The following is a 24,586-nucleotide window of genomic DNA, read 5'->3' on the forward strand; positions in this document are numbered from 1 at the left end:
GGCCGGCCGCTCAGTGCCAGTAGCCGCGCCGGGGCAGCTTGAGCCAGCGGTCGGGCGGGCCGGTGACGGCGCGGGCATCGGTCGGTCGCAGGCCCACGAAGGCGCAGGAGTAGGCGACGGCGTTGTGGTGGTAGAGGTAGGCGGCGAGGACCTCTTGCGAGGAGTCGTCCTCGCCGGGGCCTCCTCCTGGGTGCAGGTCCCAGCCTTCCATGACGCCGTCGCGGGCGATGCTGCCTTGGTTGCCGCTCTTGGGGTTGGCATAGAGGCCGTAGCAGACGGTCCCCCGGGAGAGCAGGGTCTGCACCCCGGGCATCTGCGGCGCGTAACCCCAGGGCTGGGTGAGGACGCAGCCGCCCGGTACATCGGTGGCGCCGATGACCTGGAGGGACTCATCCATGTCGTACGACAAGGGGTCCTCCAGGAGTACGTCGAGTTCGGGGTCCTCGTAGGGCTCGGCCCCGAGTCGGCGCGCGGCCTCGGCCGCGTCTATCCCGGCCACGCACGCCAGGCCCGTGCCCTCGTAATGGAGGTCGGCCAGCGCCGCGGTCAGCCGTCTGCCCTCCGTCGCGGCGGCGGACTCGGCCGGGGTCAGGCCGCGCTGGCCGGACGGCACCATGAACAGGTCCGGGACCGGCCCCGCCAGGCTGAGCCTCCCCGGGGACCAGTCCGCCAGCACGATGCGCCATGGGTCGGCGCCGGCGGCGGCCAGCACACGGGCGTTGTCCGCGCGGTTCGCCAGGACCGCGAGCCACAGCGCGGTGCAGCCCTCCGACTCGGCGTCGACGTCGTCCACACGGCGGGCCAGTTCGGCGACCACCTCCGGTGAGCCGAACTCGGCCGCCCTGTGCAGAGGGCGGCTGTCGCCCCACGCGTTCGGATCGGCTCCGCGCTCCAGCCGCTCGCGTACCAGCGCGTGGTCCCGCCAGCCCTCCCAGCCCAGCCCCGCCCAGCCGTCACTCTCGACAACAGCCATGACACTCCCCCTTCGTGGTGGCCGCACCGTCTGACCGTGCCGTCACCGGCCACTCACTGAACGCTACAGACGGCCACTGACAATCGTCTCCGGCTCCTGCGTCGTTTGCTGGGGGATACGTACGCCAGGGCAGGTGTGGCTCACCGTGTCGGCGAAAGTCTTGGCCAAAGGAGACAGCGCGTCCCATCGGCGCACCGCCCAGCCGGTCCACAGGGTGGGCAGCTCCGGAATCGGGATCAGGCGCAGGTCGGGGTGGCCGGGGCCGCGCCAGCCCGGCAGATCGGGGACGATCGCGTGGCCCAGGCCCAGTTCGGCGAGCAGCAGGGCGGTGTCCCAGTCGGCAACGCTGGTGTCGGAGGCCGGGCTGAGGCCGCGCTCGGTGAACCAGGCGTCCAGGCGCGCGCGGGAGGTCGTGCTCTCCGGGAGCCCGATGAGCCGGATGCCGGCCAGGTCGGCGGTGGTGATCCGCGACGTGGCGGCGAGGGGATCGTCGCGGTGGACGGCCAGCACCCAGGGCAGTTCGATGACGGGACGCTGCTCGATGCCCTTCACCGGTGCGCCGATGGTGATCCAGGCCAGGTCCAGGCCGCCCGCGATGAGGGCGTCGAAGCAACTGCGGCTGGAGTGCGCGGTCTCGAATTCCAGGCTCACCTGAGGGTGGCGTCGACGGAAGGCGACGATCGCGTCGGACATGAAGTGCCGCACCGTGGTGGCGCCGGTGGTGATCCGCACCGATCCGGCCTCGCCGTGCACCAGGTCGTTCAGCCGGCGCAACGCGTGGTCGATGTCGCCCAGGCCGCCGGCCGCCGCGTTCTGCAGGAGCTGTCCGGCCGGCGTGGGGACGACCCCGCGCGGGTGGCGTTCGAGGAGGCTGAGCCCGAGTTCTCGTTCCAGGCGCTTGATGTGCTGGCTGACCGCGGGCTGCGTACAGGACAGCTCGCGGGCGACGGCGCTGAGGCTGCCCGTTCGGCAGACGGCGACGAAGACACGCAGGTCGTCGAGAGTCATGGAGGGTGAAGCTACAGCTTGGGGGTCCGCAAGGAAATCCGAGGATTGACTTGGGTGTCGGGCGGACGGGACGATCTTTGCGGGCCCAGGGCGGCAACCCGGCCCCGGTTCACCCGTCATCCGGAGGACGGACGGAGCGGGCCGGGTGCCGACCCACCGGCCCGGCACCAGAGTTCTCCGTCCCGGGCTGCCCGCACTCCGGTACGCCGACCGTCCCGGGGAGGGCGATCCATGCAGGCGCTCGAAGCAGCGGCCATAGGGGCCGCGGCCGTCGCGGCAGGCGGCATCAACGCGGTGGTCGGCTCCGGCACGTTGATCACCTTCCCCACGCTCCTAGCCTTCGGTTATCCACCGGTCCTTGCCAACGTCTCCAACACCATCGGTCTCGTCCCGGGTGTGATCAGCGCGGCGTACGGATACCGCGCCGAGCTCAAGGGCCAGCGGGCACGCCTCATCAAGCTCGGCATCGCATCGCTCCTGGGAGCTGTCACGGGCGCGGTCCTGCTCCTGAAGCTGCCCGCCGACACGTTCCGTTCCGCGGTGCCGGTGCTGATCCTGATCGCGTGCGTTCTGGTGCTGTTGCAGCCGCGCCTCCAGAAGTGGCTGGCCCGACGCGGCGGCAGCGGCCGCAAGGACGGCGGCGCCCCTGTGTGGGCCGGTGTCCTGGTCACCGGTGTCTACGGCGGGTACTTCGGGGCGGCCCAAGGGGTGCTGCTCATGGGCCTGTTCGGGTCGTTCCTCCGTGATGACCTGCAGCGCCTGAACGCCGTGAAGAACGTCCTCGCGTCCATCGTGAACGGCGTCGCCGCGGTCATCTTCATCGCGGTGACGAGCGTCGACTGGAGGGTGGCCGGCGTGATCGCCCTCGGCTCGACGCTGGGCGGCCTGATCGGCGCGCGCGTGGGCCGCCGCCTGTCACCCGCCGTGCTGCGCGGGCTCATCGTGGCCGTCGGGGTGACGGCTGCCGTCGCCGTCGCCGTGTGAGCACCGTCACAGCCGTCGCTGTCGAAACGGGCCGGGCTGCCGCGTGTAGGAGGTGAAACCGCCCGTCACGGCAAGGAGTTCATCATGGAAGCCCGCTTGAATCTCTTCGGCAGCCCCCTCGCGAGCAAGGCCCTGAAGCACCTCGGGTCGGCGAGCAAGGCGATCTTCTCGGGGTCGACGCTGCCGTCCGCGACCCAGGACCTGGTGATGCTCCGGGCGAGCCAGATCAACGGCTGCGGATTCTGCACCGACATGCACACCAAGGACGCCGCGCACGCCGGGGAGTCCCCGGCGCGCATCAACCTGGTCGCCGTCTGGCGGGAGGCCACGGTGTTCACCGAGGCCGAGCGCGCCGCCCTGGAACTGACCGAGGAAGGCACCCGCATCGCCGATGCGGCGGGCGGGGTCCCGGACGAGGTGTGGGCGAACGCCGCCAAGCACTACGACGAGGAGCAACTGGCCGCCCTGGTGTCGCTCATCGCCCTCATCAACGCGGCCAACCGCTTCAACCTCATCGTCCGTCAGCCCGCCGGGGACTACCGGCCCGGCCAGTTCGGCTGAGCGGGTCGGGCGTTGAGCGGTCGTGCTGGGCAGATCGCCGCCTAGGCCGCCCTGTTCTGGCGCCGGTAGCCGCCCGGCGCCAGGCCGTACTCCCGCTTGAAGGCCTTGGCGAAGGCGAACTCCGAGCCGTATCCGGTGCGGGCCGCGACGGTCGTCAGCGGGGCGTCGGTCTCCCGCAGCATGCGGGCGGCGGTCGTCATGCGCCAGCGGGTCAGATAGGCCATCGGCGGTTCGCCGACCAGTGCGGCGAACCGCCGGGCGAACGCGGCGCGGGACAGACCGGCGCGCGCCGCGAGGGACTCGACCGTCCACGAGGCCGCGGGATCGTCGTGCATGGCCGACAGGGCGGGCGCCACCGCCGAGTCGGCCAGGGCCGCCGCCCAGCCCTGAGCGGCGGTCGCGGGCTGATCGTCGAGCCAGGCCCGCAGGATGTAGAGGAGCAGCGAGTCGATCAGGGTGGGCACGATGCCGTCGGAGCCGATGCGCGGGTTCTCCAGCTCGGAGCCGAGGAGCTGGACGGCGGCACTGAGCTCCGGATGGCGGCCGTGCCGCGTCGGCAGGATGATCACCTCGGGCAGCTGGCGCACCAGCGGGTGCGGGCGCCCCTGGTCCAGGTGGTAGTTGCCGCAGAGCAGGCTGGTCGCGGCGCCCTCGCCGCCGAGCGCGACGGAGCCGATGGGTGAACTGCCGTGATACTGCGCGGCTTTGTACTCCTCGGCCGGGGTGGAGGGGTGGTCGGCGAGGATGTGGCCCCGCCCGTCCCGCAGGAAGATCACGTCCCCGGGGTTCAGCTGGACCGGCTCCAGGTGCGGGGACGCCTCGGGCAGGGGGACCAGCCAGCACGTCCCGTACAGCACCACATGGAAACCTGCGCCGGCCACGGGTGGCAGGCGCAGGCCCCAGGGGGCGCGGCCGTTGGTCCGCACGGACGCCGGGTGCCCCGTGCGCATCGAGGCCAGTGCCTCGGTGAGGATGTCCATCCGGCCTCGCCCTTCCTGATGCCGCCCGTCGCGGTCGGCCTGTGCGGACCGCTTATGCGGATCGCCCTGCGGACCACACATGCGGACCGCCCTGTTCAGACCGTCAGGACAATCTTGCCCTGTACGTGTCCCGCGGCGACCAGCTCGTGTGCCTTGCCGGCCTCCGCCAGCGGGAACGTCTCCTCGACATAGGGACGGATGCGGCCCGCGTCGATCAGTTCGGCGAGCGCTTCGAGGCCGGCGGAGTCCGGTTCGACCAGGACACCGGCGAAGCGCCGTCCGGCGGCCTCGACGCGCGCGGCGAGCTCCGCGTCGCCGTGCTCCAGGATGCTGATGAGTACGCCGCCGGGGCGGACCACGCCGAGCGAGAGGTCCCCCTGGGCCGTCGAGTCGAGGAGCACGTCCACGTCCTTGACGACCTCGGTGAAGTCGGTCGTCCGGTAGTCGATGATCTCGTCGGCGCCGAGGCCGCGCACGAAGTCATGCCGTCCCTGGCTGGCTATCGCGATCACGTGGGCGCCCCGCGCCTTCGCGATCTGCACCGCGAAGTGGCCGACGCCGCCGGCGGCCCGCTGGATCAGCACCCGGTCGCCTGCCTTGACGTCCGCCGCGCCGACCAGGCCCTGCCAGGCGGTGAGCGCCGCGAGGGGCACCGCGGCGGCATGTACGTGGTCGAGCGAGGCAGGCTTGCGGGCCAGGTGATCGGCCTGAACGGTGACGTAATCGGCGTACCCGGTGACGGCGCGGGGGAAGTGCGGCATGCCGTACACCTCGTCCCCCGCCACGAACCCGGCACCGGGGCCCGCCTCTTCGACCACCCCGGAGATGTCCCAGCCCACGCCGAACGGCGGCTCGCCGAGCAGCGGCAGTGCGCCGGACCGGACGGCGATGTCCACGGGGTTGACGGCACTGGCGTGGACCTTGACGAGGACCTCGCCGGGCTGCGGCTCGGGCCGTTCGGTCTCGACGACCTCAAGGACCTCGGGGCCGCCGATGGACTTCTGGATGACTGCGCGCATGGTGGATCTCCTGGGTTCGGCGCGGGTGCGGTTCGGGTTCGAATTCGGTTCAGCGCGCATTCGGTGTGCGTTCGGCGCGGTTGATGTCCCCACCCTAGGGAGATCGAATGAGCCGCAGAATGGCTTTCTGTCTCGGCTACATGTCTCAGCGTCTCGTCCAGGCGCACCCTCGACCAAGAGTGGTCCAGGTCACACGACAAGCGGCAATCGCCGGTCACATTCCCGCGCCGCGGTCCGTCAGAGCAGTGACGCACTCAAGACGCCAGGCCGGGGCAAGTCCGGCCGGGCACCCGCCCGATGGGAGCACTTCTGATGTCCACCGCCTCTGTTGTCGTCACCGCCCTCGCCGCCGCCATGGTGGGTTTCTCGGCCGTCTCGGTCTTCCTGCGCGCCAAGTGGGTCGTGGAGCCCATGGCCGACTACGGCGTCCCCTTCTCGTGGCTGCCCTGGCTGGGCGCCGCCAAGGCCGCGGGGGCGGCAGGCCTGCTGGTCGGCCTGCTCGTACCGGCCGTCGGCGTCGCGGCCGGGATCGGCCTGGCGCTGTACTTCGCCGGCGCCGTCATCACCGTGGTCAGGGCCCGCTGGTACGCGCACATCCCCTTCCCCCTGCTGTACGCGGCGCCGGTGGTCGGCGCCCTGGTCCTGGGCATCGCCGCCTGACCTCAGGAGCAACTTCCGCACCAGGAGATGTACTTCAGGAGTACTTGAAGGGTTGACTGGACCCCGACAATCAGTATGGTCTAGGCCAATGAGTCGACCGAGGCGCCCGGTTGTCTCTCGCCCCTCCTCCCCCCCACTCAGAGGGAACAGAGATGAACAAGAAGCAGAAAATGGCAGCCGCTCTGGGCGCGGGACTCGCGCCCGTGCTCGTCCTGGCCTCCGTCACCCCGGCCGGCGCGCACGGCTACGTCTCCTCGCCCCCGAGCCGTCAGGCACAGTGCGCGGCAGGCACCGTGTCCTGCGGAGACATCACCCATGAACCGCAGAGCGTCGAAGGCCCCAAGGGGCAGACGACGTGCAGCGGCGGCAACGAACGATTCGCCGAGCTGGACGACGACAGCAAGGGCTGGAAGGCCACCGACGTCGGCTCGTCGCAGGAGTTCAGCTGGAAGCTGACGGCACGTCACAGCACCAGCACCTGGCAGTACTTCGTCGGCGGCAACAAGATCGGCGAGGTCGACGACGGTGGCGCCCAGCCGGGCGAGACCGTCACGCACAAGGTCGACTTCGGCGGGCTCAGCGGCAAGCAGAAGGTGCTCGCGGTGTGGAACATCGCCGACACCACCAACGCCTTCTACGCCTGCATCGACGTGAACATCGGGGGCTAGCTCCCCCGCGCGGGCGGCTCCCCCACACCACCCGGCCCGGTCTGCCCGGCCTAGGCGGCAACACGCCGACGGCCCGGCAGGCCGGGCTCTCGCGTACGCGACCGGCCGCCGGGAGCGCACGAAAAGCGCCGAGGTACGGGCCCCGCCTGAGAGGGTGGAGGCATGGCCGATCTGCGCAGGACTCTGGAGACGCACGTCAGCAACAGCTCCGTGGCGGGAGCGGTGGGTCTGGTGGCCCGCGGTGACCGGGGCGAAGAGGTCGCGGCCGTCGGGTCCGTCGACGTGGAGGGCACCGCACCGATGGCCCGGGACTCGATCTTCCGCATCGCGTCGCTGACCAAACCCATCGTCGCCGCCGCCGTCATGATGCTGGTCGAGGAGGGCCGGATCGCACTGGACGCCCCCGTCCGCGAGTGGCTCCCCGAACTGGCGTCGCCGAGCGTCGTCCGCGCTCCGGACTCGCCGGTGGACGACGTGGTCCCCGCGGTCCGGCCCATCACGGTCTTCCACCTGCTCGCCTCCCGCACCGGATACGGCTTCCCGTCCGACTTCTCGCTGCCCGCGCTCGCGCCGCTCTTCAGCGAGCTGAAGCAAGGGCCTCCGCAGCCTCAGGCCGTCCCCGCGCCGGGCGCGTGGATGGCCGCGCTGTCCCGGATCCCGCTCCTGCACCAGCCCGGCGACGGCTGGCTCTACAACCTCAGCTCCGACCTCCAGGGCGTACTGATCTCCCGGGTCACCGGGATGCCGCTCCCCGAGTTCCTGGCGGAGCGGCTGTTCGAGCCGCTGGGGATGACCGACACCGCGTTCTCGGTGCCGCCCGGCAAGCTCGACCGGTTCACCAGCTACTACGCGGCCGGGGCCGAGGCCGGGCCCGAACGCGACCCCCGCAGCGGACTCGAACTGCTCGACGCCCCCGACGGCCAGTGGAGCAGCCTGCCTCCCTTCCCGTCCGGCGCCGGCGGCCTGGTCTCGACCGTCGACGACTGGCTCGCCTTCGGACGGATGCTGCTCGCCGAGGGCGCGGTGGAAGGGCGTCGGCTCCTCACGCCGGAGTCCGTGCGCCAGATGACGACCAATCAACTGACCACGTCCGAGCGGCAGTCCGCCGGTCTCTTCCTCGAAGGGATGGGCTGGGGCTTCGGCGGCGCGGTGGACATCGAGGCCGTCGAACCGTGGAGCGTGCCGGGGCGCTACGGCTGGGTCGGCGGGACCGGCACGACCGCGCACATCACACCGTCCACCGGCGCGGTCACCATCATGTTCAGCCAGTTGCAGATGGGAGGGCCCAGCTTCCCCGAACTGATGCGGGACTTCTGGCGGTACGCGGCAGGCGCGGCCTGAGGCAACAGGCCAGGCCCCTTTCGGCTCAGGTCTGCTTTCGGCTCAGGTCTGCCGCACCGGCTCGTACGCGTCGGGATGCAGGCCGAAGGTCCACGCGACGCCCTCCTTGGCGGTCCTCGTGGTGGGCGGCACGCGCAGCCAGTACGTACGACTCGTGCCGTCGGGCTCCGGGGTGGAGTTGACCACCTCGACCATCACCACGTCCTCGTCCCCGAGGAGTTCGATGCGCCAGAGCACACCGGTCTCGTCGCGGTGCACGGGGACGGCCCCCGACTCGTCCAGATAGCGGTCGTAGCCGTAGTGCTCCAGCATCACGCGGCGCAGTTCGGCGTTCCCCTCGCCGCGTATCCGCTCGGGGGTGAGTGCCGAGAGTTCACGCAGGAACTCCGCCGGGACCGGCATGCCGCGCCACGCGTGCAGGGCGAAGCCGTCGGGGAAGGCGACCGCCGGGCCGTCGGCGCGGTCCAGGCGCCCCGCCTCGTCGCGGTGCAGCTCCGAGGGGCGCTCGCAGACGATCGCCTCCCGCTCGAAGGGCCACCACCAGCCCGCCGAGCGGGCGACCGCCGCGATGCCGTCCAGCGCACTGCCGTCCGAGGTGTCGAAGGCGCACAGCCAGGCCGCCTCGTGCTGGCCGAGCACCGCGTCGAGGAGGACGAGCCGAACGGCCGTCTGCGCCTGGTGGCCGCCGTCCGTCAGCTCCTCCACCACCCCGGCGCGGATGCGGGACGTGAGGGCCTGGGTGATGTCCCAGAGCCGTGCTCCGGTGGCGTTCCACCGCTCGCCCCAGCCGCCCGGCCCCAACCGCGCGTGCACGGCCGCGCGTTCGGCGGCCCAGGGGCGGCCTCGGACCACGTCGCGCACGCTGCGGCCCAGGGCGTCCCGCTCGGCCGCGATCAACCGCGCGGCTTCGCGCGGCGAGGCGGCCCAGCGGATGCGCTCGGGTTCGGGGAGCCCGGCCCTGCGGTAGGCGAGGCGTACGCCTGCCTCGGCCGCCGCACGGTCGGCCGGGCCGGTGGCCGCCACCACCCGCCGCCACTCCGTCATGTCCCCCTCCCCCGATGCCCCTTGGCCCGGTGCCTGTTGCCCCGGTGCCTGTTGCCCCGACGCCTCATGCCCTGGCGCCTCTTCCCCCGGCAGCGTCCGCTCCACCATCGTCATGTCATCCGCTTCCATGTCGTCCCCTCCCACGTCCCGCTCCCGGCTGCTCACATCGGACCCGCTCACCTGCGGACTCAGTCGGCCACCAGGCGCACGGACCCCGGGATGTACTCGCGCTGGCGCACCACCCGATACCAGCCCTTCGGCAGCGGGATCGCCGCGTGTTCCTCGTGGACCACGCGTCCGCCGTCGGGCAGATGCAGCAGCAGCGGGCCGAACGGGCCCGGTTCGCGGATCAGCCGGCCCGGGCCCACCACGGCGTGCGCGTGTCCCGTCACCTCGCCGAGGGCGAGCACGAGCCGACCGCGGCCGTCCCGCGGCTCCTGCGGACCGTCCTCGACGTGCGGCGGCAGCGCCGACTCCGCAACGGGCACGATGAGTACATCTCCCTGCCGGAACATGGGTCTTCCCTCCCCGCGGCGCGCTCTGCGCCGCCCATGACCTCCGACCGTACGGCGAGGGTCTGACAACGGCCGTCGGGCGGCGCCCGGACCCGGCTTTCGCCGCCCTGCGGCAGGCGTTGTCAGTGGCGCTTGGTAGAAATTCTGCACATCGGTCGATCAGCACGGACATGGGATCGCCGCAGTTGAGCGCCGTTCCGGCGCCATGGCTATGGAGAGCGGGCGGACATGACCATCGGGGACAACCAGCAGCACTGGCACGGTTTGCCCATCCAGGCGTTCCCGCGCTTCGACGAGAAGTTCCCGGGCGAACTGCCGGCTGCCGATTCCGTGGCCTGGCGCATCGCCGTCGACTCGTACGACAGCGAGGAGGAATGGGAGGCCGCCTTCGCGCGGTTCACCGAGGCCGTCGACATCTCGCGGGTGCGGGCGCTCATCGTCGGCGCGTGGAGCAACACTTACGAGAACGGACCGGGTCAGGTGATCGCCGCACTCGTCGACGCGAGCGAACGCATGCCGGAGCTGCGAGCCCTGTTCCTGGGCGACATCGACTCGGAGGAGTGCGAGATCTCCTGGATCACCCAGGCCTGTGTCACCCCGCTTCTTGACGCCTTTCCCGCGTTGGAGGAGTTCGCCGTGCGCGGCAGCGACGGCCTCGCGTTCCCGGCCGTGGAGCACAGGCGGCTGCGGTCGCTCACCCTTGAGTCGGGTGGGCTACCGGCCCAAGTGGTGCGCGGGGTCGCCGCGAGCGACCTGCCCGCCCTCGAACACCTGGAGCTGTGGCTCGGCACCTCCGAGTACGGCGGCGACGCCACGGTCGCGGATCTCGAACCCTTCTTCGCGGGCACGCGCCTGCCCCGGCTGCGGCGGCTCGCCCTGTGCAACAGCGAGATCCAGGACGAGATCGCCGCGGCCCTGGCGTCCGCCCCCGTGGTGGCCCGCGTCGAGGCCCTCGACATCTCCATGGGAGTGCTGACGGACGAGGGAGCCATGGCGCTCCTGGCCGGGCAGCCGCTGACCCACCTGAAAGAACTCGACGCCCATCACAACTTCCTGAGCGAGGAGCTGCGCACGCGCCTGCGCGAGGCGCTGGAACCGGCAGGCGTCGAACTGGACCTCGACGCGGACGACGTGGAGGAGTACGCGGAGGACGACGGCACCGTGTGGCGCTACGTGGCGGTGGGCGAGTAGCGACGACCGGAGCAAGGGAGAGAGGGACACGTCATCAGCAGCCGAACGACGCATCTCGACTGGTTCCACGGACTGCCGGTCTTCACCTTCCCGTACGAGGGCGACGGCCCCCGGGAGGCATTGCCCTCGCCGGAGTCCGTCGCCTGGCGGTTCGGCTGGCCGGACGGCGTCAGCGACATTGCCTTCGAGCAGCAGTGGCAGCGGTTCGTGGACTCCGTGCCGCTGCACAAGGTGCGGGCCATGGTGATCGGACCGTGGTGGGCGGAGTACGAGGACGTCGGCATCGACACGGTCATCGAGCTGCTGTGCGCCGAGCGGCACCGGCTCACGGGGCTGCGGGCCCTGTTCCTCGGCGACGTGCTCTCCGAGGAGTTCGAGATCTCCTGGATCAAGCTGGGTGATCTGACGCCGCTCCTCAAGGCGTTCCCCCTGCTGGAGAAACTGGGGGTACGAGGCGGCGAGCGCCTCGTCCTGGAGCCAACACACCATACGGCCCTGCGTGAGCTCCGCTTCGAGTCGGGAGGGCTGCCCGCGGCTCCGGTCCGGGCGCTGGGGGCCTGCGAGTTTCCGGCGCTCGACCACCTGGAGCTGTGGCTCGGCACGTCCTGGTACGGCGGCGACTCCACGATCGAGGACATCGCCCCGCTTCTCGCCCCGGGCTGGCGGATGCCCTCGCTACGGCATCTCGGCCTCCAGAACAGCGACATCCAGGACGAGATCGCTGTCTCGATCGCCGGAGCTCCCGTCGTGCCGCAACTGGACTCCCTGGCACTGTCCATGGGTGCGCTGAGCGACGAAGGCGGCGCCGCGCTGCTCGAAGGCCAGCCGCTGACCCATCTGCACACACTCGATCTGCATCACCACTTCCTCTCCGCCGCCATGACCCAGCGCCTCCGGTTCGCGCTGGAGCCGCACGGGGTCCGTCTCGATCTCCGGCGCGGGCTTGCCGCTTCCGCACGATCGGAGGCCCGCTATGTCGCCGTCGGCGAGTGAGCAACAGCCGGGCGAGGCCCTCCGATTCGCCGTCGTGGGCAACCCGGAGAACCGCCGCGTCGCGCTCTTCACGGCAGCCGCGCAGGAGGCCGGGCTGCCCGAGCCGCGCGTCGTTCCGTGGCTGGACGTGCTGCGCGACGGCGGGGCAGCTTTCGGCGAGGACGAGGTGGTGCGGCTCGACTCACCCGGTGAGAACGCGGACGTCGACCTGGCGCTGCGCGGAATGGACGACCCCACGCGCGTGGAGGGCAGCGCGCGTTGGTACGAGGGGTTCACCGCGGCCGTACGGTCGTTGAGCGGCGGGCGACGACTCGACGACCCGGGCGAGCTCGGCGTGCTCTTCGACAAACGGCTCTGCCACGACGCGCTCGTGCGGGCGGGTGTCCCCGTGCCGCCGTCGCCCACATCGGGGGCGAGGGTGGCCGTGCGCGGCTGGGACGACGTACGGGCCCTGATGCGTGAGCACCGGATGCCGCGCGTCTTCGTCAAGCTCGCCCACGGGTCGTCCGCGTCGGGGGTGCTCGCCGTCGAGACGGCCGGCTCCGGCCGCGTACAGGCGACCACTTCTGCCGAACTCGCGGACGACCGGCTGCACAACTCCCTTCGTCTGCGTCGCTATCGGGGCGAGGGAGAGGTGGCCGCGATCGTCGACAGGCTGGCGCCCGACGGTCTGCACATCGAGCGCTGGATGCCGAAGGCGGCGTTGCACGCGCGCGTGGCCGACCTGCGGATCGTGGTGGTGGACGGACGGGCCACGCATGCGGTGGTACGCACGAGCGGCTCTCCCCTGACGAATCTCCATCTCGGCGGTGCACGCGGCGAGTTGGCCGATGTCATCGGAGCGGCGGGGCCCTACTGGGCCGAGGCCCTGGAGATCTGTGAGCGGGCCGCCGCCTGCTTTCCGGGCACGCTCTGCGTCGGCGTCGACCTCCTCCCGGCGATCGGCTGGCGGCGGTTCACCGTCGGCGAGGTCAACGCCTTCGGCGATCTGCTGCCGCGCCTGACAGGGCTGCCGGGCAGCGGGGCGGAGGGCTTGGACACGTACGCGGCGCAGATCGCCGCGGTGCGACGACGTCCGGCGAGCGCCGCCGCCGCGCCGCGCCCGGCCCCCTCCCCGCGCCCTTCCCAGCCGCTCCCGCCCCACTCGACGAACCACCCCGCAAGGAACCACCATGCGAACGCCTGAACCTCAGAGGGCTGAGGGCTCACTCGAAGCTCCCACAGCTCCACATGCTCCCGAAGCTCCCGACACTCCCGACATGAACGAAGTCGTCGGTCGTGATGACCTTCTCCTGGTCACCCTCGACACCCTCCGCCACGACGTGGCCGTGGAGCTGGCCGCCGCGGGCCGCATCCCGCATCTGGCCCGCCATCTTCCGGGCGGCGTCTGGGAGAAGCGGCACGCGCCGGGCAGCTTCACGTACGCCTCGCATCAGGCGATGTTCGCCGGGTTCCTGCCCACGCCGGCCGCTCCGGGACCGCATCCACGGCTGTTCGCCGGACGGTTCGCGGGCAGCGAGACGACCGCCGGGCGCACGTACGTCTTCGACACCCCCGACCTGGTGTCCGGTCTCGCCGACGCCGGGTATCGCACGGTGTGCATCGGCGGCGTGGGCTTCTTCAACAAGCAGGGAGCGCTGGGCGGCGTCCTGCCCGGGCTCTTCCAGGAGAGCCACTGGGAGCCGGAGTTCGGTGTGGCCTCACCCACGTCCTTCGAGGCGCAGGTGGAACGGGCCGAGAAGGTGGTGGCCGAACTGCCGCACGAGCAGCGGCTGTTCCTCTTCCTGAACGCGTCCGCGCTCCATCAGCCCAACTGGTTCCACCAGGCCGGCGCCACCGCCGAGGCGGGCGACAGCCGGGCGACACACGCGGCCGCCCTGGAGTACATCGACCGCCACATCGGGCGCCTGTTCGCCGCCCTGAGCTCGCGCCGCCGCTGTTTCGCCGTCGTCTGCTCCGACCACGGCACGGCCTACGGCGACGACGGCTACGTGGGCCATCGCCTCGGGCACGAATCCGTGTGGACGGTGCCCTACGCCCACTTCTTTCTGGAGCCGTCCGCATGAGCACATCGCACCCGCGCCCGTACCAGAGTTACGTCTACGCCTACCCGCACAAGACCGCCTACCGTCCCCTGGCCGACCGCCCCGAGTTGCGCGCCCTGTGGGCGGCGGAGCCCAAGGACGCGCTCTCGCTCTATCTGCACATACCGTTCTGCGAGGTCCGCTGCGGCTTCTGCAATCTCTTCACCCGCATAGGCGCACCCGGCGAGCTGACCACCCGCTATCTCGACGCCCTCGACCGCCAGGCCACAGCGGTGCGGGACGCCCTCGAAGAGGGGGGAGGTGACAGCACCGCGCCGGTCCGGTTCGCCAACGCCGCGTTCGGCGGCGGCACCCCCACCTACCTGGAGGCCGCCGAGCTGGAACGGCTCTGCGACATCGCCGAGCGGCGCATGGGGGCGGACCTGCGCGCGATACCGCTCTCCGTCGAGGCATCGCCCGCGACCGCCACCGCCGACCGGCTCGCCGTCCTCGCCGAGCGCGGGGCGACCCGACTCAGCCTGGGCGTGCAGAGTTTCGTCGACGCCGAGGCACGGGCTGCCGTACGCCCGCAGCGCCGGGCGGACGTCGAGGCGGCGCTCGGCCGCGTGCGCGACGCCGGTATCCCGGTGCTCAACATCGACCTCATCTACGGGATAGACGGTCAGACGGCGGACAGCTGGCGTGCCTCCCTGGACGCCGCGCTGGCCTGGCGGCCCGAGGAGATCTACCTCTACCCCTTGTACGTACGGCCGTTGACGGGCCTGGGCAGGCACGGCACGGCGGGGACGGCCGACGCGGACTGGGACGAGCAGCGGCTGCGCCTCTACCGGCAGGGCCGCGATCACCTGCTGGCCGAGGGATACGTCCAGGTGTCCATGCGGATGTTCCGCCGCGCGGACGCGCCGCCGCAGGGCGCCGACGACTACGCCTGCCAGACCGACGGCATGATCGGTCTGGGCTGCGGTGCCAGGTCGTACACGTCGTCGCTGCACTATTCCTTCGACTACGCGGTCGACCTGCGCGAGATCCGCACGATCATCGACGACTACACCGCCACCGAGGACTTCAGCCGCGCCGTGCACGGCCGCCGGGTCGACGGGGACGAGGCCCGCCGCCGCCACCTCCTCCAGTCGCTGCTGCAGGCGGACGGCATGCCGCTCGCCGACTACCGCAAGCGCTTCGGCACGGAACCGTGCGAGGACTTCCCCGCCGAGCTCGAACGGCTCGCGGACCGGGGTTGGATCGAGCGGGAGCCGGGCGCGGAAGTGCTGCGCCTGACTGCGGAGGGCCTCGCCCACTCCGACGCCATCGGCCCCGAGTTGTTCTCCGCCGAGGTGCGGGCCGCGATGGCCGCCTACGAACTGAAGTGAGCCCGCCGACCATGGACCTGACGATCCTCTACCGCGGCCCGCTGGCGTCGTGCGACTACGCCTGCCCGTACTGCCCGTTCGCCAAGCGCCGCGACACCCCCGAGCAGCTGCGCGTGGACCGGGCGGCACTGGAGCGCTTCACGGGCTGGGCAAAGGGCCAGACCGGTGACCGCCTCTCCCTGCTGTTCACGCCGTGGGGCGAGGGCCTGGTCCGCTCCTGGTACCGGCGCGCCCTGGTCGAGCTCTCCCATCAGCCGCATGTCGACCGCGTCGCGATCCAGACGAACCTGAGCTGCCGCACGGAGTGGCTCGCGGACGCCGACCTCGACACCGTCGCCCTGTGGTGCACGTATCACCCGGGTCAGACCCCGTACGACCGCTTCCTCGCCAAGGCGCGTCAACTGGCCGAGCGGGGTGTGCGGTTCAGCGTCGGCGTCGTGGGTCTGGCCGAGCACCTCGACGACGCCCGGCGCCTGCGGGCCGCACTGCCCGCCGAGGTCTATCTGTGGGTGAACGCCGCGGAGGGCCACACGTACACCGACGACGAGGCCGCCCGGTGGACCGCCCTCGACCCCTTGTTCCCCTACAGCCGCCATCCGCACCGCTCCGCCGGTCTCCCCTGCCGCACGGGCGAGTCCGTCATCTCGGTCGACGGCGAGGGCACGGTCCGCCGCTGCCACTTCGTCCGCGCGGAGCTGGGCAACCTGTACGACGGCTCGTACCGCGGCGCGCTGAAGCCCCGGCCCTGCCCCCTGGCGGTCTGTGACTGTCACATCGGCTATGTCCACCTGGAGACGCTGCCCCTGTACGACGTCTACGCGGGCGGGGTCCTGGAGCGGATTCCCGGTCCGGACGCGAGGGCCGCGCAGACGGCCAGGGCCCCGGCGGCCACGGTCAAAGCCAGGGCAGCGGGCATGACGTAGCCGGGGGCTCCGGCCTCCCGAACCGGGCTCGACGACGTGCCGCCGTCCGCCGCGGCGACGACCGCGCCGGCCACATGAAGGGCGCCCCACACGCACAGGCCCACCGCGACGGCAGCCGTGAGAGCGGCGAGGCCGCGGAGCACGGCGCCCAGACGCGCGGGGCCGCTGTCACGCCGGGCGAAGGCGCTGAAGCCGTACCCGACGAGGCCCGCGCCGACGATCACGCCGATCAGGATGACCAGGAACACCACCACGGTCCGCCGCCTCTCGCGTGCCCGGCCGGTGAGCCGGTCCGCCCGGCTCACGTCACTGCATCTGCCGCCGCACCAGCTCATGCAGCCGCCCGCCAGTATCCGCCAACAACTGTGCGGGCGGACCCTGCTGGACGATCTTGCCCTCCGACATGACGATGACGCGGTCCGCGTCCATCACCGTGGACAGGCGGTGGGCGATGACGACGCGGGTGGCGTTCAGGGCGCGGGTGCTGTCGATGACCGTGCGTTGCGTCTCGTTGTCCAGGGCGCTGGTCGCCTCGTCGAAGAAGAGGACGCGGGGGCGGCGGATCAGGGCCTGGGCGATCATCAGGCGCTGACGCTGGCCGCCGGAGACCGCTCCGCCGCCGGAGATCATCGTGTGCAGGCCCATCGGCATGCGCTTGATGTCCTCGGCGAGGCCCGCCATCGCCGCGGCCTCCCACGCCTCCTCCTGCGTGAACGTCTCGGCGCCGCAGATGCAGTCCAGGATCGATCCGGTGAGCGGCTGCGCGTTCTGCAGGACGACGCCGCACTGGCGGCGCACGGCCGCCTGGTCCAGGGCCGACAGGTCCTGGCCGTCGTACAGGACGCTGCCGGAGGCCGGCTTGTCGAAGCCGATCAGCAGGCGAAGGAGCGTCGACTTGCCGCAGCCGCTGGGGCCGACGACCGCGACGAACTCGCCCGGCCTGATGGACAGGGACACATCGTCGAGGACCAGGGGGCCGTCGTCCGCGTAGCGGAAGGACAGGGCGCGGGCCTCGATCTCGCCCTGCAGCTCGCCGGGCTGCGTGCTCGCGCCCCGCACCTCGGGCGTTTCTTCGAGCACCGGCTTGATCTGCTCAAACATCGGGAGGACCGACGCCGCCGAGATCAGTGCGCCGGTCAGCTGCGTGACGGATGTCAGGAGCATCGTCACGGCCGTGCTGAAGGTGAGGAACTCGCCCGCCGTGAGGCTGCCGCGGGCCGGGCCCGCGAGGAGGATGAACATGATGAGGGTGCACAGCGGGAGGTAGACCGCGTTGAGGACCGTCGTGACGTTCTTGATGCGGCCCGCGCGCTGCTGGAGTTCCCGGCTGCGCGCGAACTCCCCCGCCCACGCCGCGTACGCGAAGCTCTCCGCTCCCGCGACGCGGAGTTTGGGCAGGCCTCGCAGCGTCTGGAACGCCTGGTTGTTGAGCTTGTTGGAGAGCTCGACCAGGCGGCGCTGCCAGCGCAGTTCCCACAGGCCGAGGGTCAGGAACACGGCGGCGATCACCACCAGCATCCCCAGGGCGGCCAGGGCCAGCGGGACGCTGTAGAGCAGCAGCAGGACCAGGTTCATCGCGCCGATCGTGCCCGCCTGAAGCGCGACGGGACCGATGCCCGAAAGGACCCGGCGGATCGCGCTGACACCCATCGCCGCGCTGGCCAGTTCACCGGTGGACCGGGAGGCGAAGAAGCGGGTGGGGAGGTTCAGCAGGCGGTCCCAGACCGCTGGTTGCAGGGTGCTCTCCATCCGGCCCTCCATCCGCAGGATGGTCAGGTTCTGGAGCAGCATGAACGCCGCGGAGACGATGCTCGTGATCATCACCGCCAGGGACACCTGGACGATGAGGCTCTTCTCGCCGTTCGGGACGAACACGCCGAGCACCTGTCCCGTCGCGATCGGCACGAGCGCCCCGATCATGACCGTCACCAGACCGGCGATCGCCAGGTTGCGTACGTCGCCTCCGGTGCCCCGCAGGCTGAAGCGGAAGAGCCGCCACGGCGTCAACGCCCGCTCCGGCAACGGGCGGTAGAACATGACCCCCTGCGGTTCGAACTCCTCCGCGTTGGTCTTGTCGATGCGCGTGCGCCGGCCGGACGTGGGGTGCACGGACTCGTAGCCGCCGCGCCGCCACAGCAGGGCGACCGGCGCCCCGCTCGCCGCGCGGTGTCCCACGAGGGGACCCGTGTTCTCGCGCCACCAGCACCCGTCGAGGCGCACGGCGCGGGTGCGGATGCGCGAGGCCACGGCGACCTGCTCGACCGGGTCGATCCGGTCGCTGACCGCACCGCCCTGCGCGGGGCCGGACAGCGTGATGCCCGCCGCGTCGGCGACCAGACGGCAGGCTGCGTACGTCGCGTCGTCGCTCCCCCGCGCTTCGGTGCGGCGCGTGCCGCCCCTGCCGGAGCGGCCGATGGAGGCGATCAGGGTCCGGTCGGCCTGTTCGCGGACGGTCTCGCCCGCCTTGATGCCGGCTGCCGTGCGGTCCTCGTGGGCCCGCTCCAGGCGTTCGATCCAGCGGTCGAGGGTCGAGAGCAGCCGGTACTGCTGGTTGACCATGCGCTGCCACATGGAGGCGTCGACGAGGAGATCGCCCGCGGCCTCCGAGCTGTAGGCGGAGCCGTACTGCACGCTGCCGGGCGCGACCGGCATCCAGAGGATGTCGTCGTCGGTCACCACGTCGTCGGCCATGGTGCGGCCGTCGAGCGGCGCCTCGAACAGGACGCGGTGACTGCGACCGATGCCGAGCGCGAAGGCGTGCTCAAGGAGGCTGAGGGACGCGTCCTGGGTGTCGTACTGGCTGGGGTACTGCTGCTCGTAGGCCCAGGTGTCGCCGTAGTCGGGGCGGTACAGCTCACGCAGCGGGATGCGGCGCAGTTCGCAGCCCTGGAGCGGGCGCCCGACGAGGGTGTGCTGGGGGCCTTCGACGGGGCCCAGGAGCAGCGTGCCGGGTTCGAGGCGGCCGAGGAAGTGCCAGTGACCCTGCTGCACGGCGTCGACGGCAAACAGGTCGAGCGCGCCGGCCACGACGAGCCACAGGACCTGCGGGCCTTCGAGGTGCACGCTGCGCAGGCCCGTGCAGTCGGCCGGGGTGCCGAGCGCGCCGAACGCCGCGGCGACCGAATCGCCGCTGTAGGAGGTGTACTGCTCCGGTACCGAGGTCACCTCAGTGCTCCTTGACCAGGTCGGCGTAGGGTCCGCCGGCGGCGACGAGGTGTTCGTGGCGTCCGCGTTCCACGACCGTGCCGTGGTCGAGGACGACGATCTCGTCGCTGTCGCGCACGGTGCTCAGACGGTGCGCGATGACGACGCAGGCGCAGCCGCGGCGGCGCAGGTTGTCGATGATGACCTGCTCGGTCTCGGCGTCCAGGGCGCTGGTCACCTCGTCGAGCACGAGGATGCTGGGGCGGCGGACCAGGGCCCGCGCGATCTCCAGGCGCTGGCGCTGCCCGCCGGAGAAGTTGCGGCCGTCCTGCTCGACGCGGCCGTGGATGCCGCCGGGCCTGCGCGCCACGATGTCGAACAGGCAGGCGTCCTTGAGGGCGGCCACGACGGCGTCGTCCGGGATGGAGGGGTCCCACAGCGCCACGTTGTCGCGGATGGTGCCCTCGAAGAGGAAGACGTCCTGGTCGACGAAGGAGACGGAGGCGGCCAGCGCCCCGCGCGGGATGTCCTCCAGGCGCTGTCCGTCGATGCGGATCGTGCCCTCCCAGGGGCTGTAGAGCCCCGAGATCAGCCGGGAGACGGTCGACTTGCCGCTGCCGGAGCCGCCGACGAGCGCGACCTGCTGGCCGGGACCGACCGCGAGGGAGAAGCCCGTCAGGAGCGGCTTGTCGAGGGGGCTGTAGCCGAAGGTGATGTCCTCGAGGGTCACGTGGCCCTTGAGGCGGCGGGTGCTCGCCTCCGGTTCGGGACGGGAGTAGAGGGTGTCGACGGGGAAGTTCTCGACGTCCTTGAGACGGGCGATGTCGGCGCCGAAGTCCTGGATGCGGCCCGCGACGCCGTTGAGGCGGGTGATCGGCGCGGTGAAGCGGGTGACCAGCGCCTGGAACGCGACGAGCAGACCGATCGACAGATGGCCCTCGACCGCGCGCAGGCCGCCGATCCACAGGATCAGGGCGCTGTTGAGCGTGGCGAGGGTCGGTGCGACGACGCCGAGCCAGGCGCTGGGCACGCCGAGGCGCTGCTGCTCCTCCAGGGTGGTGGCGTGCTGGCCCGCCCACCTCCGGAAGTAGCCGTTCTCGCCTCCGGTGGCCTTCATCGTCTCGATCAACTGGAGGCCGGTGTACGAGGTGTTGGTGAGCTTGGCGCTGTCGGCACGCAGCTTCTGGGTGCCGGTGGCCCGTAGCCGGATGACGATGCGCATCGCGACGATGTTCAGCAGGGCGATGCCGACGCCGACCAGGGTGAGCTGGGGGTCGTACGTCCACAGCAGGGCCGCGTAGAGGAGTACGACGATGCCGTCGACGCCTGCGGCCGTCAGGTCGCGGGCCAGGGTCTCCGCGACCGCGTCGTTGGACGCGAGCCGCTGGACGAGGTCGGCGGGGCTGCGCTGGGCGTAGAACGTGACGGGCAGGCGCAGCAGGTGGCGCAGGAAGCGGGCGCTGCTCAGCGTGGAGGAGATGATGCGGCCGCGCAGCAGGTTCGCCTGTTGCAGCCAGGTGAGGACGACGGTGAGCGCCACCATCGCGCCCATCGAGGCGAATAGGGCGCCCAGCAGGGAGGTCTGATGGCCAATCAGGAACAGGTCGATGTACGTCCGGCTGAGCGCGGGCAGTGCCGCGCCGACCGCGACGAGCAGCAGGCTGGCGAAGAGGGCTGCGAGCATGGTGCCGGTCGTGCCGCGCAGCCGCGCGGGGAGCGCCCGCATGACGCCGGGCCTGCGGCCTCCCGGGCGGAAGTTCTCGCCGGGCTCCAGGACGAGGACGACTCCGGTGAAGCTGGTGTCGAAGTCCTCCGAGGGGACGAAGCGGCGCCCCTTGTCCGGGTCGTTGATGTGCACGCCGCGCCGTCCGAAGCGGCGGCCCAGGCCGTCGTAGACGACGTAGTGGTTGAACTCCCAGAAGAGGATCGCGGGCGCCTTCACCTCGGCGAGCGCGGCCGGTTCCATCTGCATGCCCTTGGCCGTCAGGCCGTAACTGCGCGCCGCCTTCAGGAGGTTGCTGGCCCGTGAGCCGTCGCGGGACACGCCGCACGCGATGCGCAGCTCCTCCAGCGGGACGTGGCGTCCGTAATGGGCGAGGACCATGGCGAGCGCGGCGGCGCCGCACTCCACGGCCTCCATCTGCAGGACGGTGGGCGTACGGACGGTCTTCTGCCGCTTGCCCTTCGACGCGGGGCGGGGTGCGGCGCGGCGGCGGCTGCGCTGGGGTTCGGGACGGTGCCTGCGACGGCCGCCGGGGGGCGGCAGTTGCTGCTGGTGGGCCGGGGAGGGGTGCGGTGCGGTCACGGAAGCAGCCAATCGATCGGGCGCTGCTCGGCGAGGTGGAAGGCGCCGCTGGTCAGGGTCATCGAGTCGAGGGTGAAGGGCGGGCCGTCGGCGGTCGACCACTGGTAGCCGGACCTGGTGGCGGAGGAGTTCTCCAGGCTCACCAGGACGGCCACGGGCGGCCCGTCCTTGGTGAACTGCCCGGCCAGTTCCTTGTCCCCGAGGAACCCGCTGACCTTCTGTTCGCTCTGGGCGGCGCGCCCGATCGCCTTCACGTGGCCGCGCAGCTTTCCGTACTCCTCGGTGGGAACCGACTGGACGGTGAGGTCCACCGAGGCTCCGACGGGGACGGTCGCCGCGCTGTCCGCCGGTACGTAGAGCATGGCGAGGAGGGGGTCGTCGGTGCCCGAGACCCGCTCGACGGTCGCGACGTCGGCGCCGGTGGTGACGACGGTGCCGATCCTGGCGACCAGGGTGGTCACGCGGCCCGCGGCGATGGAGCGTACGACCTTGTCCCCTTGGTCCGTACGGACCTTGAGCACGGGAGCGCCGGCGGCGACCCGCTTTCCCTCCTCGGCGAGGACGCGCGTCACCTGTCCGGTGACGGGGCTCTGCAGGACGTAACTGCCCTGGCCGTGGGTGAGGATGCCGGGCGCGCGGAGAGTGGAGGAGATCGAGCCGGTCACGGCCCAGACGCTCGCGGCGGCCATGACGACGACGGTGACGGCGAGCACGAGCAGGCCCTGGGGTCGGGCGTAGCGCACCGGCAGGTCGAGTTCCTCGGGCGACTGCAGCTTGGACAGGGCCTGTTGGCGGAACTGCACGGAACGCTTCCCTTACTTTGCCTGTGGCGTCCGTGAGCCCCGGAACCAATGGTTCCGGGGCTCACGAATCATGGCGTCTCAGTGAGCTGAGGCTCAGAGACCAGCGGTCAGGCCGGAGGCCAGGCCCGTGACGGCGCCGGTGTTCAGACCGGTCGCGCCCTCGACGGTGCCGACGACGCCGCCGACGACGCCCGAGACGGGGGCGATGGAGTCAAGGGTGCCGGTGACGTTGCCCGCGACACCGGCGACGAGACCACCGGAGACGTTGTCGAGGTCGGCGTCGGAAATCTCGAGGGTCTCGACCTGGGGGGTGTAGTTCATGGTGTGAGCTGCCCTTCTCATGAATGTTGCAAAGGTGTTTCCAACACTGCGGAACCTGATGTGCGAATTCCGCGGTGGCCAGGATCAAAGCACGTTCGCAGGTCGTACATCCAATCGATGTGGCGACGGTCGACAGCCCTTGTGGCGTCGAATCACCGCTGCGTGCAGGCATGTTCACCGCTCGGGAGCAGCTCCTTCACAAGATTCACAGAAGGAAATCCCGGGAGCGGAAGGACTCCCTCCACCAAAGCGGACACTCTCGCATCAAAGCGAAAGTTCTGTGGTCAATACACAAGGACCGAGCGTGGAGTATTCGCCGAATGGCGTGACTGCGCTGCGCATTCGATGTGCAGGTTTATTGAAGGCGCGGCGAATCGTGGCCGAAGGGGACGGAGTCCGCCGGCTCAGACCTCCGCGACGGCCCCGTCCGTCGACGCGCCGGAGGCGATTCCGTGGCCGGGCTCCGGGACCGACTCCGGGGCGAGCAGCACCGAGCGGCGTCCGTCGACGCCAATGGGGACGTCGCCGTCGATGGTGACGCGGCGCAGGGTGCGCTCGTGGTCATCCGAGTCGTCGACTCCGTAGTGCTGCGTCGCGCGGTTGTCCCAGATGGCCACGTCGCCCGCGCGCCACTGCCAGCGGACCGTGTTCTCCGGCCGCTCCACGTGGGACTGCAGTACGCCGATCAGGGCGCGGGAGTCGGCGGCGCGGAAACCGGTGAGCTTCTGGAGGAAGTTGCCCAGGATCAGCGTGCGTTCACCGGTCTCGGGGTGGACGCGGACCACCGGGTGCTCGGTCTGGAACTTGACGGCGGTGAACACCTTGCGGTGCTGGTCCAGCGCCGCGGAGGTGGCTTCGGGGCGGGTGGCCGCGTAGTCGTAGTCGTTGGTGTGCACGCCGCGCACGCTGTCGGCGAGGGTCCGCAGCGGCTCGGGCAGATCCTGGTACGCGGCGGCGGTGTTGGACCAGAGGGTGTTGCCGCCGTACGGCGGGATGACCTCGGCGCGGAGGATGGAGAAGGCCGGGTAGGCGGGCACGAACGTGACGTCGGTGTGCCACTGGTTGGCGCGGCCGCCGCGTTCGTTGTCGATGCCGAGGGCGTAACGGCCGTCCACCGACGGGACGGTGGGGTGGGCGACGGGGGTGCCGAGCAGCCGGGCGAACGCTTCGTGACTCTCCGGGTCGAGATGCTGCTGGTCGCGGAAGAAGACGACCTTGTGCTCCAGCAGCGCGGCGCGCACGGCGGCCACGGTCGCTTCGTCCAGGTCACCGCCGATGCGGACCCCGGATATCACCGCGCCGATACGGCCGCCCACTTTCTGGACGGTGAGGGGCGCAGGCTCAGCCGGGCTGAGGGTGGTCTCCACTGCGGGTGCGGATGTCATGGGTCGAAATCCCTTCGATGGGGCGAGTGTTGGCTTCTCTCGAAGCGGTACGGAGTCAGCGCAGGGCACATGGCGCCACGCATGGCCGAGTTGAGGCATGCGGAGGCGAGCGAAGATGCGCGTCAGAAGGTGCGCGTCAGAAGGTGCGCTTCGCGGCGCGGAAGCGGGACGGCAGCCACAGCCGCGGCTGCCGGGAACGAAGGCGGCGGTCAGGCCACGCGCAGACGACACGCCGCGGAGGCGAGGCGGCCCAGGTCTACGTGGAGCCGCGGGACAAGAAAGGTCATCGCGGTCATGTCCTGGAGCATGGCCGCCCGCCGGAAGTGCGGCAAGGTCTTACCCGCCCGTTTCAC

General features: G+C 71.2%; 24 protein-coding genes. 11 read left to right on the forward strand and 13 right to left on the reverse strand.

Translation table 11 applies throughout. The features are described from left to right. Positions 1 to 10: 10 nt before the first annotated feature. Both ACWFRU_RS12630 and ACWFRU_RS12635 read right to left on the reverse strand, forming a co-directional pair. Positions 11 to 973, reverse strand: coding sequence for an ankyrin repeat domain-containing protein (locus ACWFRU_RS12630; RefSeq protein ID WP_453686139.1), 963 nt, complete (start codon positions 971 to 973; stop codon positions 11 to 13). 63 nt (positions 974 to 1,036) lie between these two features. After that, positions 1,037 to 1,981 carry a LysR family transcriptional regulator gene (locus tag ACWFRU_RS12635; RefSeq protein WP_453686141.1) on the reverse strand — a complete coding sequence of 315 codons (945 nt, stop codon included), beginning with the start codon at positions 1,979 to 1,981 and terminating at the stop codon, positions 1,037 to 1,039. Between the two features lie 231 nt (positions 1,982 to 2,212). On the opposite strand from ACWFRU_RS12635, the gene ACWFRU_RS12640 reads away from it, so the two are divergent. Next, on the forward strand, positions 2,213 to 2,965 hold the full coding sequence (locus tag ACWFRU_RS12640; RefSeq protein WP_453686143.1) for a sulfite exporter TauE/SafE family protein: 753 nt from the start codon (positions 2,213 to 2,215) through the stop codon (positions 2,963 to 2,965). Positions 2,966 to 3,049: 84 nt separating this feature from the next. Then, positions 3,050 to 3,526 (forward strand): carboxymuconolactone decarboxylase family protein, encoded by a 477-nt coding sequence (locus ACWFRU_RS12645; RefSeq protein ID WP_453686145.1) that lies wholly within the window; start codon positions 3,050 to 3,052, stop codon positions 3,524 to 3,526. Between the two features lie 41 nt (positions 3,527 to 3,567). Here ACWFRU_RS12645 and ACWFRU_RS12650 read toward each other — a convergent pair whose 3' ends face one another. Next, complete coding sequence (locus ACWFRU_RS12650; RefSeq protein ID WP_453686147.1) at positions 3,568 to 4,506, reverse strand: AraC family transcriptional regulator; 939 nt, start codon at positions 4,504 to 4,506, stop codon at positions 3,568 to 3,570. A 95-nt stretch (positions 4,507 to 4,601) separates the two neighbouring features. After that, positions 4,602 to 5,525 carry an NADP-dependent oxidoreductase gene (locus ACWFRU_RS12655; RefSeq protein ID WP_453686149.1) on the reverse strand — a complete coding sequence of 308 codons (924 nt, stop codon included), beginning with the start codon at positions 5,523 to 5,525 and terminating at the stop codon, positions 4,602 to 4,604. A gap of 312 nt (positions 5,526 to 5,837) precedes the next feature. On the opposite strand from ACWFRU_RS12655, the gene ACWFRU_RS12660 reads away from it, so the two are divergent. The 3 genes from ACWFRU_RS12660 (at position 5,838) to ACWFRU_RS12670 (ending at position 8,194) form a co-directional block, all read left to right on the forward strand. Further along, positions 5,838 to 6,185 carry a DoxX family protein gene (locus ACWFRU_RS12660; RefSeq protein ID WP_453686151.1) on the forward strand — a complete coding sequence of 116 codons (348 nt, stop codon included), beginning with the start codon at positions 5,838 to 5,840 and terminating at the stop codon, positions 6,183 to 6,185. Between the two features lie 152 nt (positions 6,186 to 6,337). Beyond that, complete coding sequence (locus tag ACWFRU_RS12665; RefSeq protein ID WP_453686153.1) at positions 6,338 to 6,853, forward strand: lytic polysaccharide monooxygenase auxiliary activity family 9 protein; 516 nt, start codon at positions 6,338 to 6,340, stop codon at positions 6,851 to 6,853. A gap of 162 nt (positions 6,854 to 7,015) precedes the next feature. After that, positions 7,016 to 8,194 carry a serine hydrolase domain-containing protein gene (locus ACWFRU_RS12670; protein ID WP_453686154.1) on the forward strand — a complete coding sequence of 393 codons (1,179 nt, stop codon included), beginning with the start codon at positions 7,016 to 7,018 and terminating at the stop codon, positions 8,192 to 8,194. 42 nt (positions 8,195 to 8,236) lie between these two features. Here ACWFRU_RS12670 and ACWFRU_RS12675 read toward each other — a convergent pair whose 3' ends face one another. Then, positions 8,237 to 9,238, reverse strand: coding sequence for a DUF6745 domain-containing protein (locus ACWFRU_RS12675; protein ID WP_453686156.1), 1,002 nt, complete (start codon positions 9,236 to 9,238; stop codon positions 8,237 to 8,239). A gap of 188 nt (positions 9,239 to 9,426) precedes the next feature. Then, the gene (locus tag ACWFRU_RS12680) at positions 9,427 to 9,753 is read right to left on the reverse strand and encodes a hypothetical protein (protein ID WP_453686158.1); all 327 of its coding nucleotides are present in this window, start codon (positions 9,751 to 9,753) and stop codon (positions 9,427 to 9,429) included. 228 nt (positions 9,754 to 9,981) lie between these two features. Here ACWFRU_RS12680 and ACWFRU_RS12685 point away from each other — a divergent pair, with 228 nt between their 5' ends. From ACWFRU_RS12685 to ACWFRU_RS12710, 6 genes are all read left to right on the forward strand, one after another. Continuing rightward, a complete protein-coding gene (locus ACWFRU_RS12685) occupies positions 9,982 to 10,944 on the forward strand; it encodes an STM4015 family protein (protein WP_453686160.1) in 963 nt (320 codons plus the stop codon). 33 nt (positions 10,945 to 10,977) lie between these two features. Beyond that, positions 10,978 to 11,937, forward strand: coding sequence for an STM4015 family protein (locus ACWFRU_RS12690; protein WP_453686782.1), 960 nt, complete (start codon positions 10,978 to 10,980; stop codon positions 11,935 to 11,937). Then, positions 11,918 to 13,123 (forward strand): STM4014 family protein, encoded by a 1,206-nt coding sequence (locus tag ACWFRU_RS12695; protein WP_453686162.1) that lies wholly within the window; start codon positions 11,918 to 11,920, stop codon positions 13,121 to 13,123. The genes ACWFRU_RS12690 and ACWFRU_RS12695 overlap by 20 nt, the downstream gene beginning before the upstream one ends. Before the next feature lie 73 nt (positions 13,124 to 13,196). Then, the gene (locus ACWFRU_RS12700; protein WP_453686164.1) at positions 13,197 to 14,003 is read left to right on the forward strand and encodes an STM4013/SEN3800 family hydrolase; all 807 of its coding nucleotides are present in this window, start codon (positions 13,197 to 13,199) and stop codon (positions 14,001 to 14,003) included. Then, positions 14,000 to 15,352 carry an STM4012 family radical SAM protein gene (locus ACWFRU_RS12705; protein ID WP_453686166.1) on the forward strand — a complete coding sequence of 451 codons (1,353 nt, stop codon included), beginning with the start codon at positions 14,000 to 14,002 and terminating at the stop codon, positions 15,350 to 15,352. The genes ACWFRU_RS12700 and ACWFRU_RS12705 overlap by 4 nt, the downstream gene beginning before the upstream one ends. Positions 15,353 to 15,363: 11 nt before the next feature. Then, positions 15,364 to 16,275 (forward strand): STM4011 family radical SAM protein, encoded by a 912-nt coding sequence (locus ACWFRU_RS12710; RefSeq protein ID WP_453686168.1) that lies wholly within the window; start codon positions 15,364 to 15,366, stop codon positions 16,273 to 16,275. Here the strand turns inward: ACWFRU_RS12710 and ACWFRU_RS12715 are convergent. The 7 genes from ACWFRU_RS12715 to ACWFRU_RS12745 all read right to left on the reverse strand — a co-directional run bounded on the left by ACWFRU_RS12715 (position 16,167) and on the right by ACWFRU_RS12745 (position 24,541). Beyond that, complete coding sequence (locus ACWFRU_RS12715) at positions 16,167 to 16,580, reverse strand: hypothetical protein (protein WP_453686170.1); 414 nt, start codon at positions 16,578 to 16,580, stop codon at positions 16,167 to 16,169. The genes ACWFRU_RS12710 and ACWFRU_RS12715 overlap by 109 nt on opposite strands. Position 16,581: 1 nt before the next feature. Beyond that, complete coding sequence (locus ACWFRU_RS12720; RefSeq protein WP_453686172.1) at positions 16,582 to 19,440, reverse strand: NHLP bacteriocin export ABC transporter permease/ATPase subunit; 2,859 nt, start codon at positions 19,438 to 19,440, stop codon at positions 16,582 to 16,584. A gap of 1 nt (position 19,441) precedes the next feature. After that, positions 19,442 to 21,724 carry an NHLP family bacteriocin export ABC transporter peptidase/permease/ATPase subunit gene (locus ACWFRU_RS12725; RefSeq protein WP_453686174.1) on the reverse strand — a complete coding sequence of 761 codons (2,283 nt, stop codon included), beginning with the start codon at positions 21,722 to 21,724 and terminating at the stop codon, positions 19,442 to 19,444. After that, positions 21,721 to 22,527, reverse strand: coding sequence for an HlyD family efflux transporter periplasmic adaptor subunit (locus ACWFRU_RS12730; protein WP_453686176.1), 807 nt, complete (start codon positions 22,525 to 22,527; stop codon positions 21,721 to 21,723). The genes ACWFRU_RS12725 and ACWFRU_RS12730 overlap by 4 nt, the downstream gene beginning before the upstream one ends. A gap of 93 nt (positions 22,528 to 22,620) precedes the next feature. Beyond that, a complete protein-coding gene (locus ACWFRU_RS12735) occupies positions 22,621 to 22,848 on the reverse strand; it encodes a type A2 lantipeptide (protein WP_453686178.1) in 228 nt (75 codons plus the stop codon). A gap of 404 nt (positions 22,849 to 23,252) precedes the next feature. Beyond that, positions 23,253 to 24,233 carry a TauD/TfdA dioxygenase family protein gene (locus ACWFRU_RS12740; RefSeq protein ID WP_453686180.1) on the reverse strand — a complete coding sequence of 327 codons (981 nt, stop codon included), beginning with the start codon at positions 24,231 to 24,233 and terminating at the stop codon, positions 23,253 to 23,255. A gap of 209 nt (positions 24,234 to 24,442) precedes the next feature. Then, positions 24,443 to 24,541 (reverse strand): putative leader peptide, encoded by a 99-nt coding sequence (locus ACWFRU_RS12745; RefSeq protein ID WP_363207051.1) that lies wholly within the window; start codon positions 24,539 to 24,541, stop codon positions 24,443 to 24,445. Positions 24,542 to 24,586 lie beyond the last annotated feature (45 nt).

Source organism: Streptomyces sp. NPDC055099, from assembly GCF_053607685.1.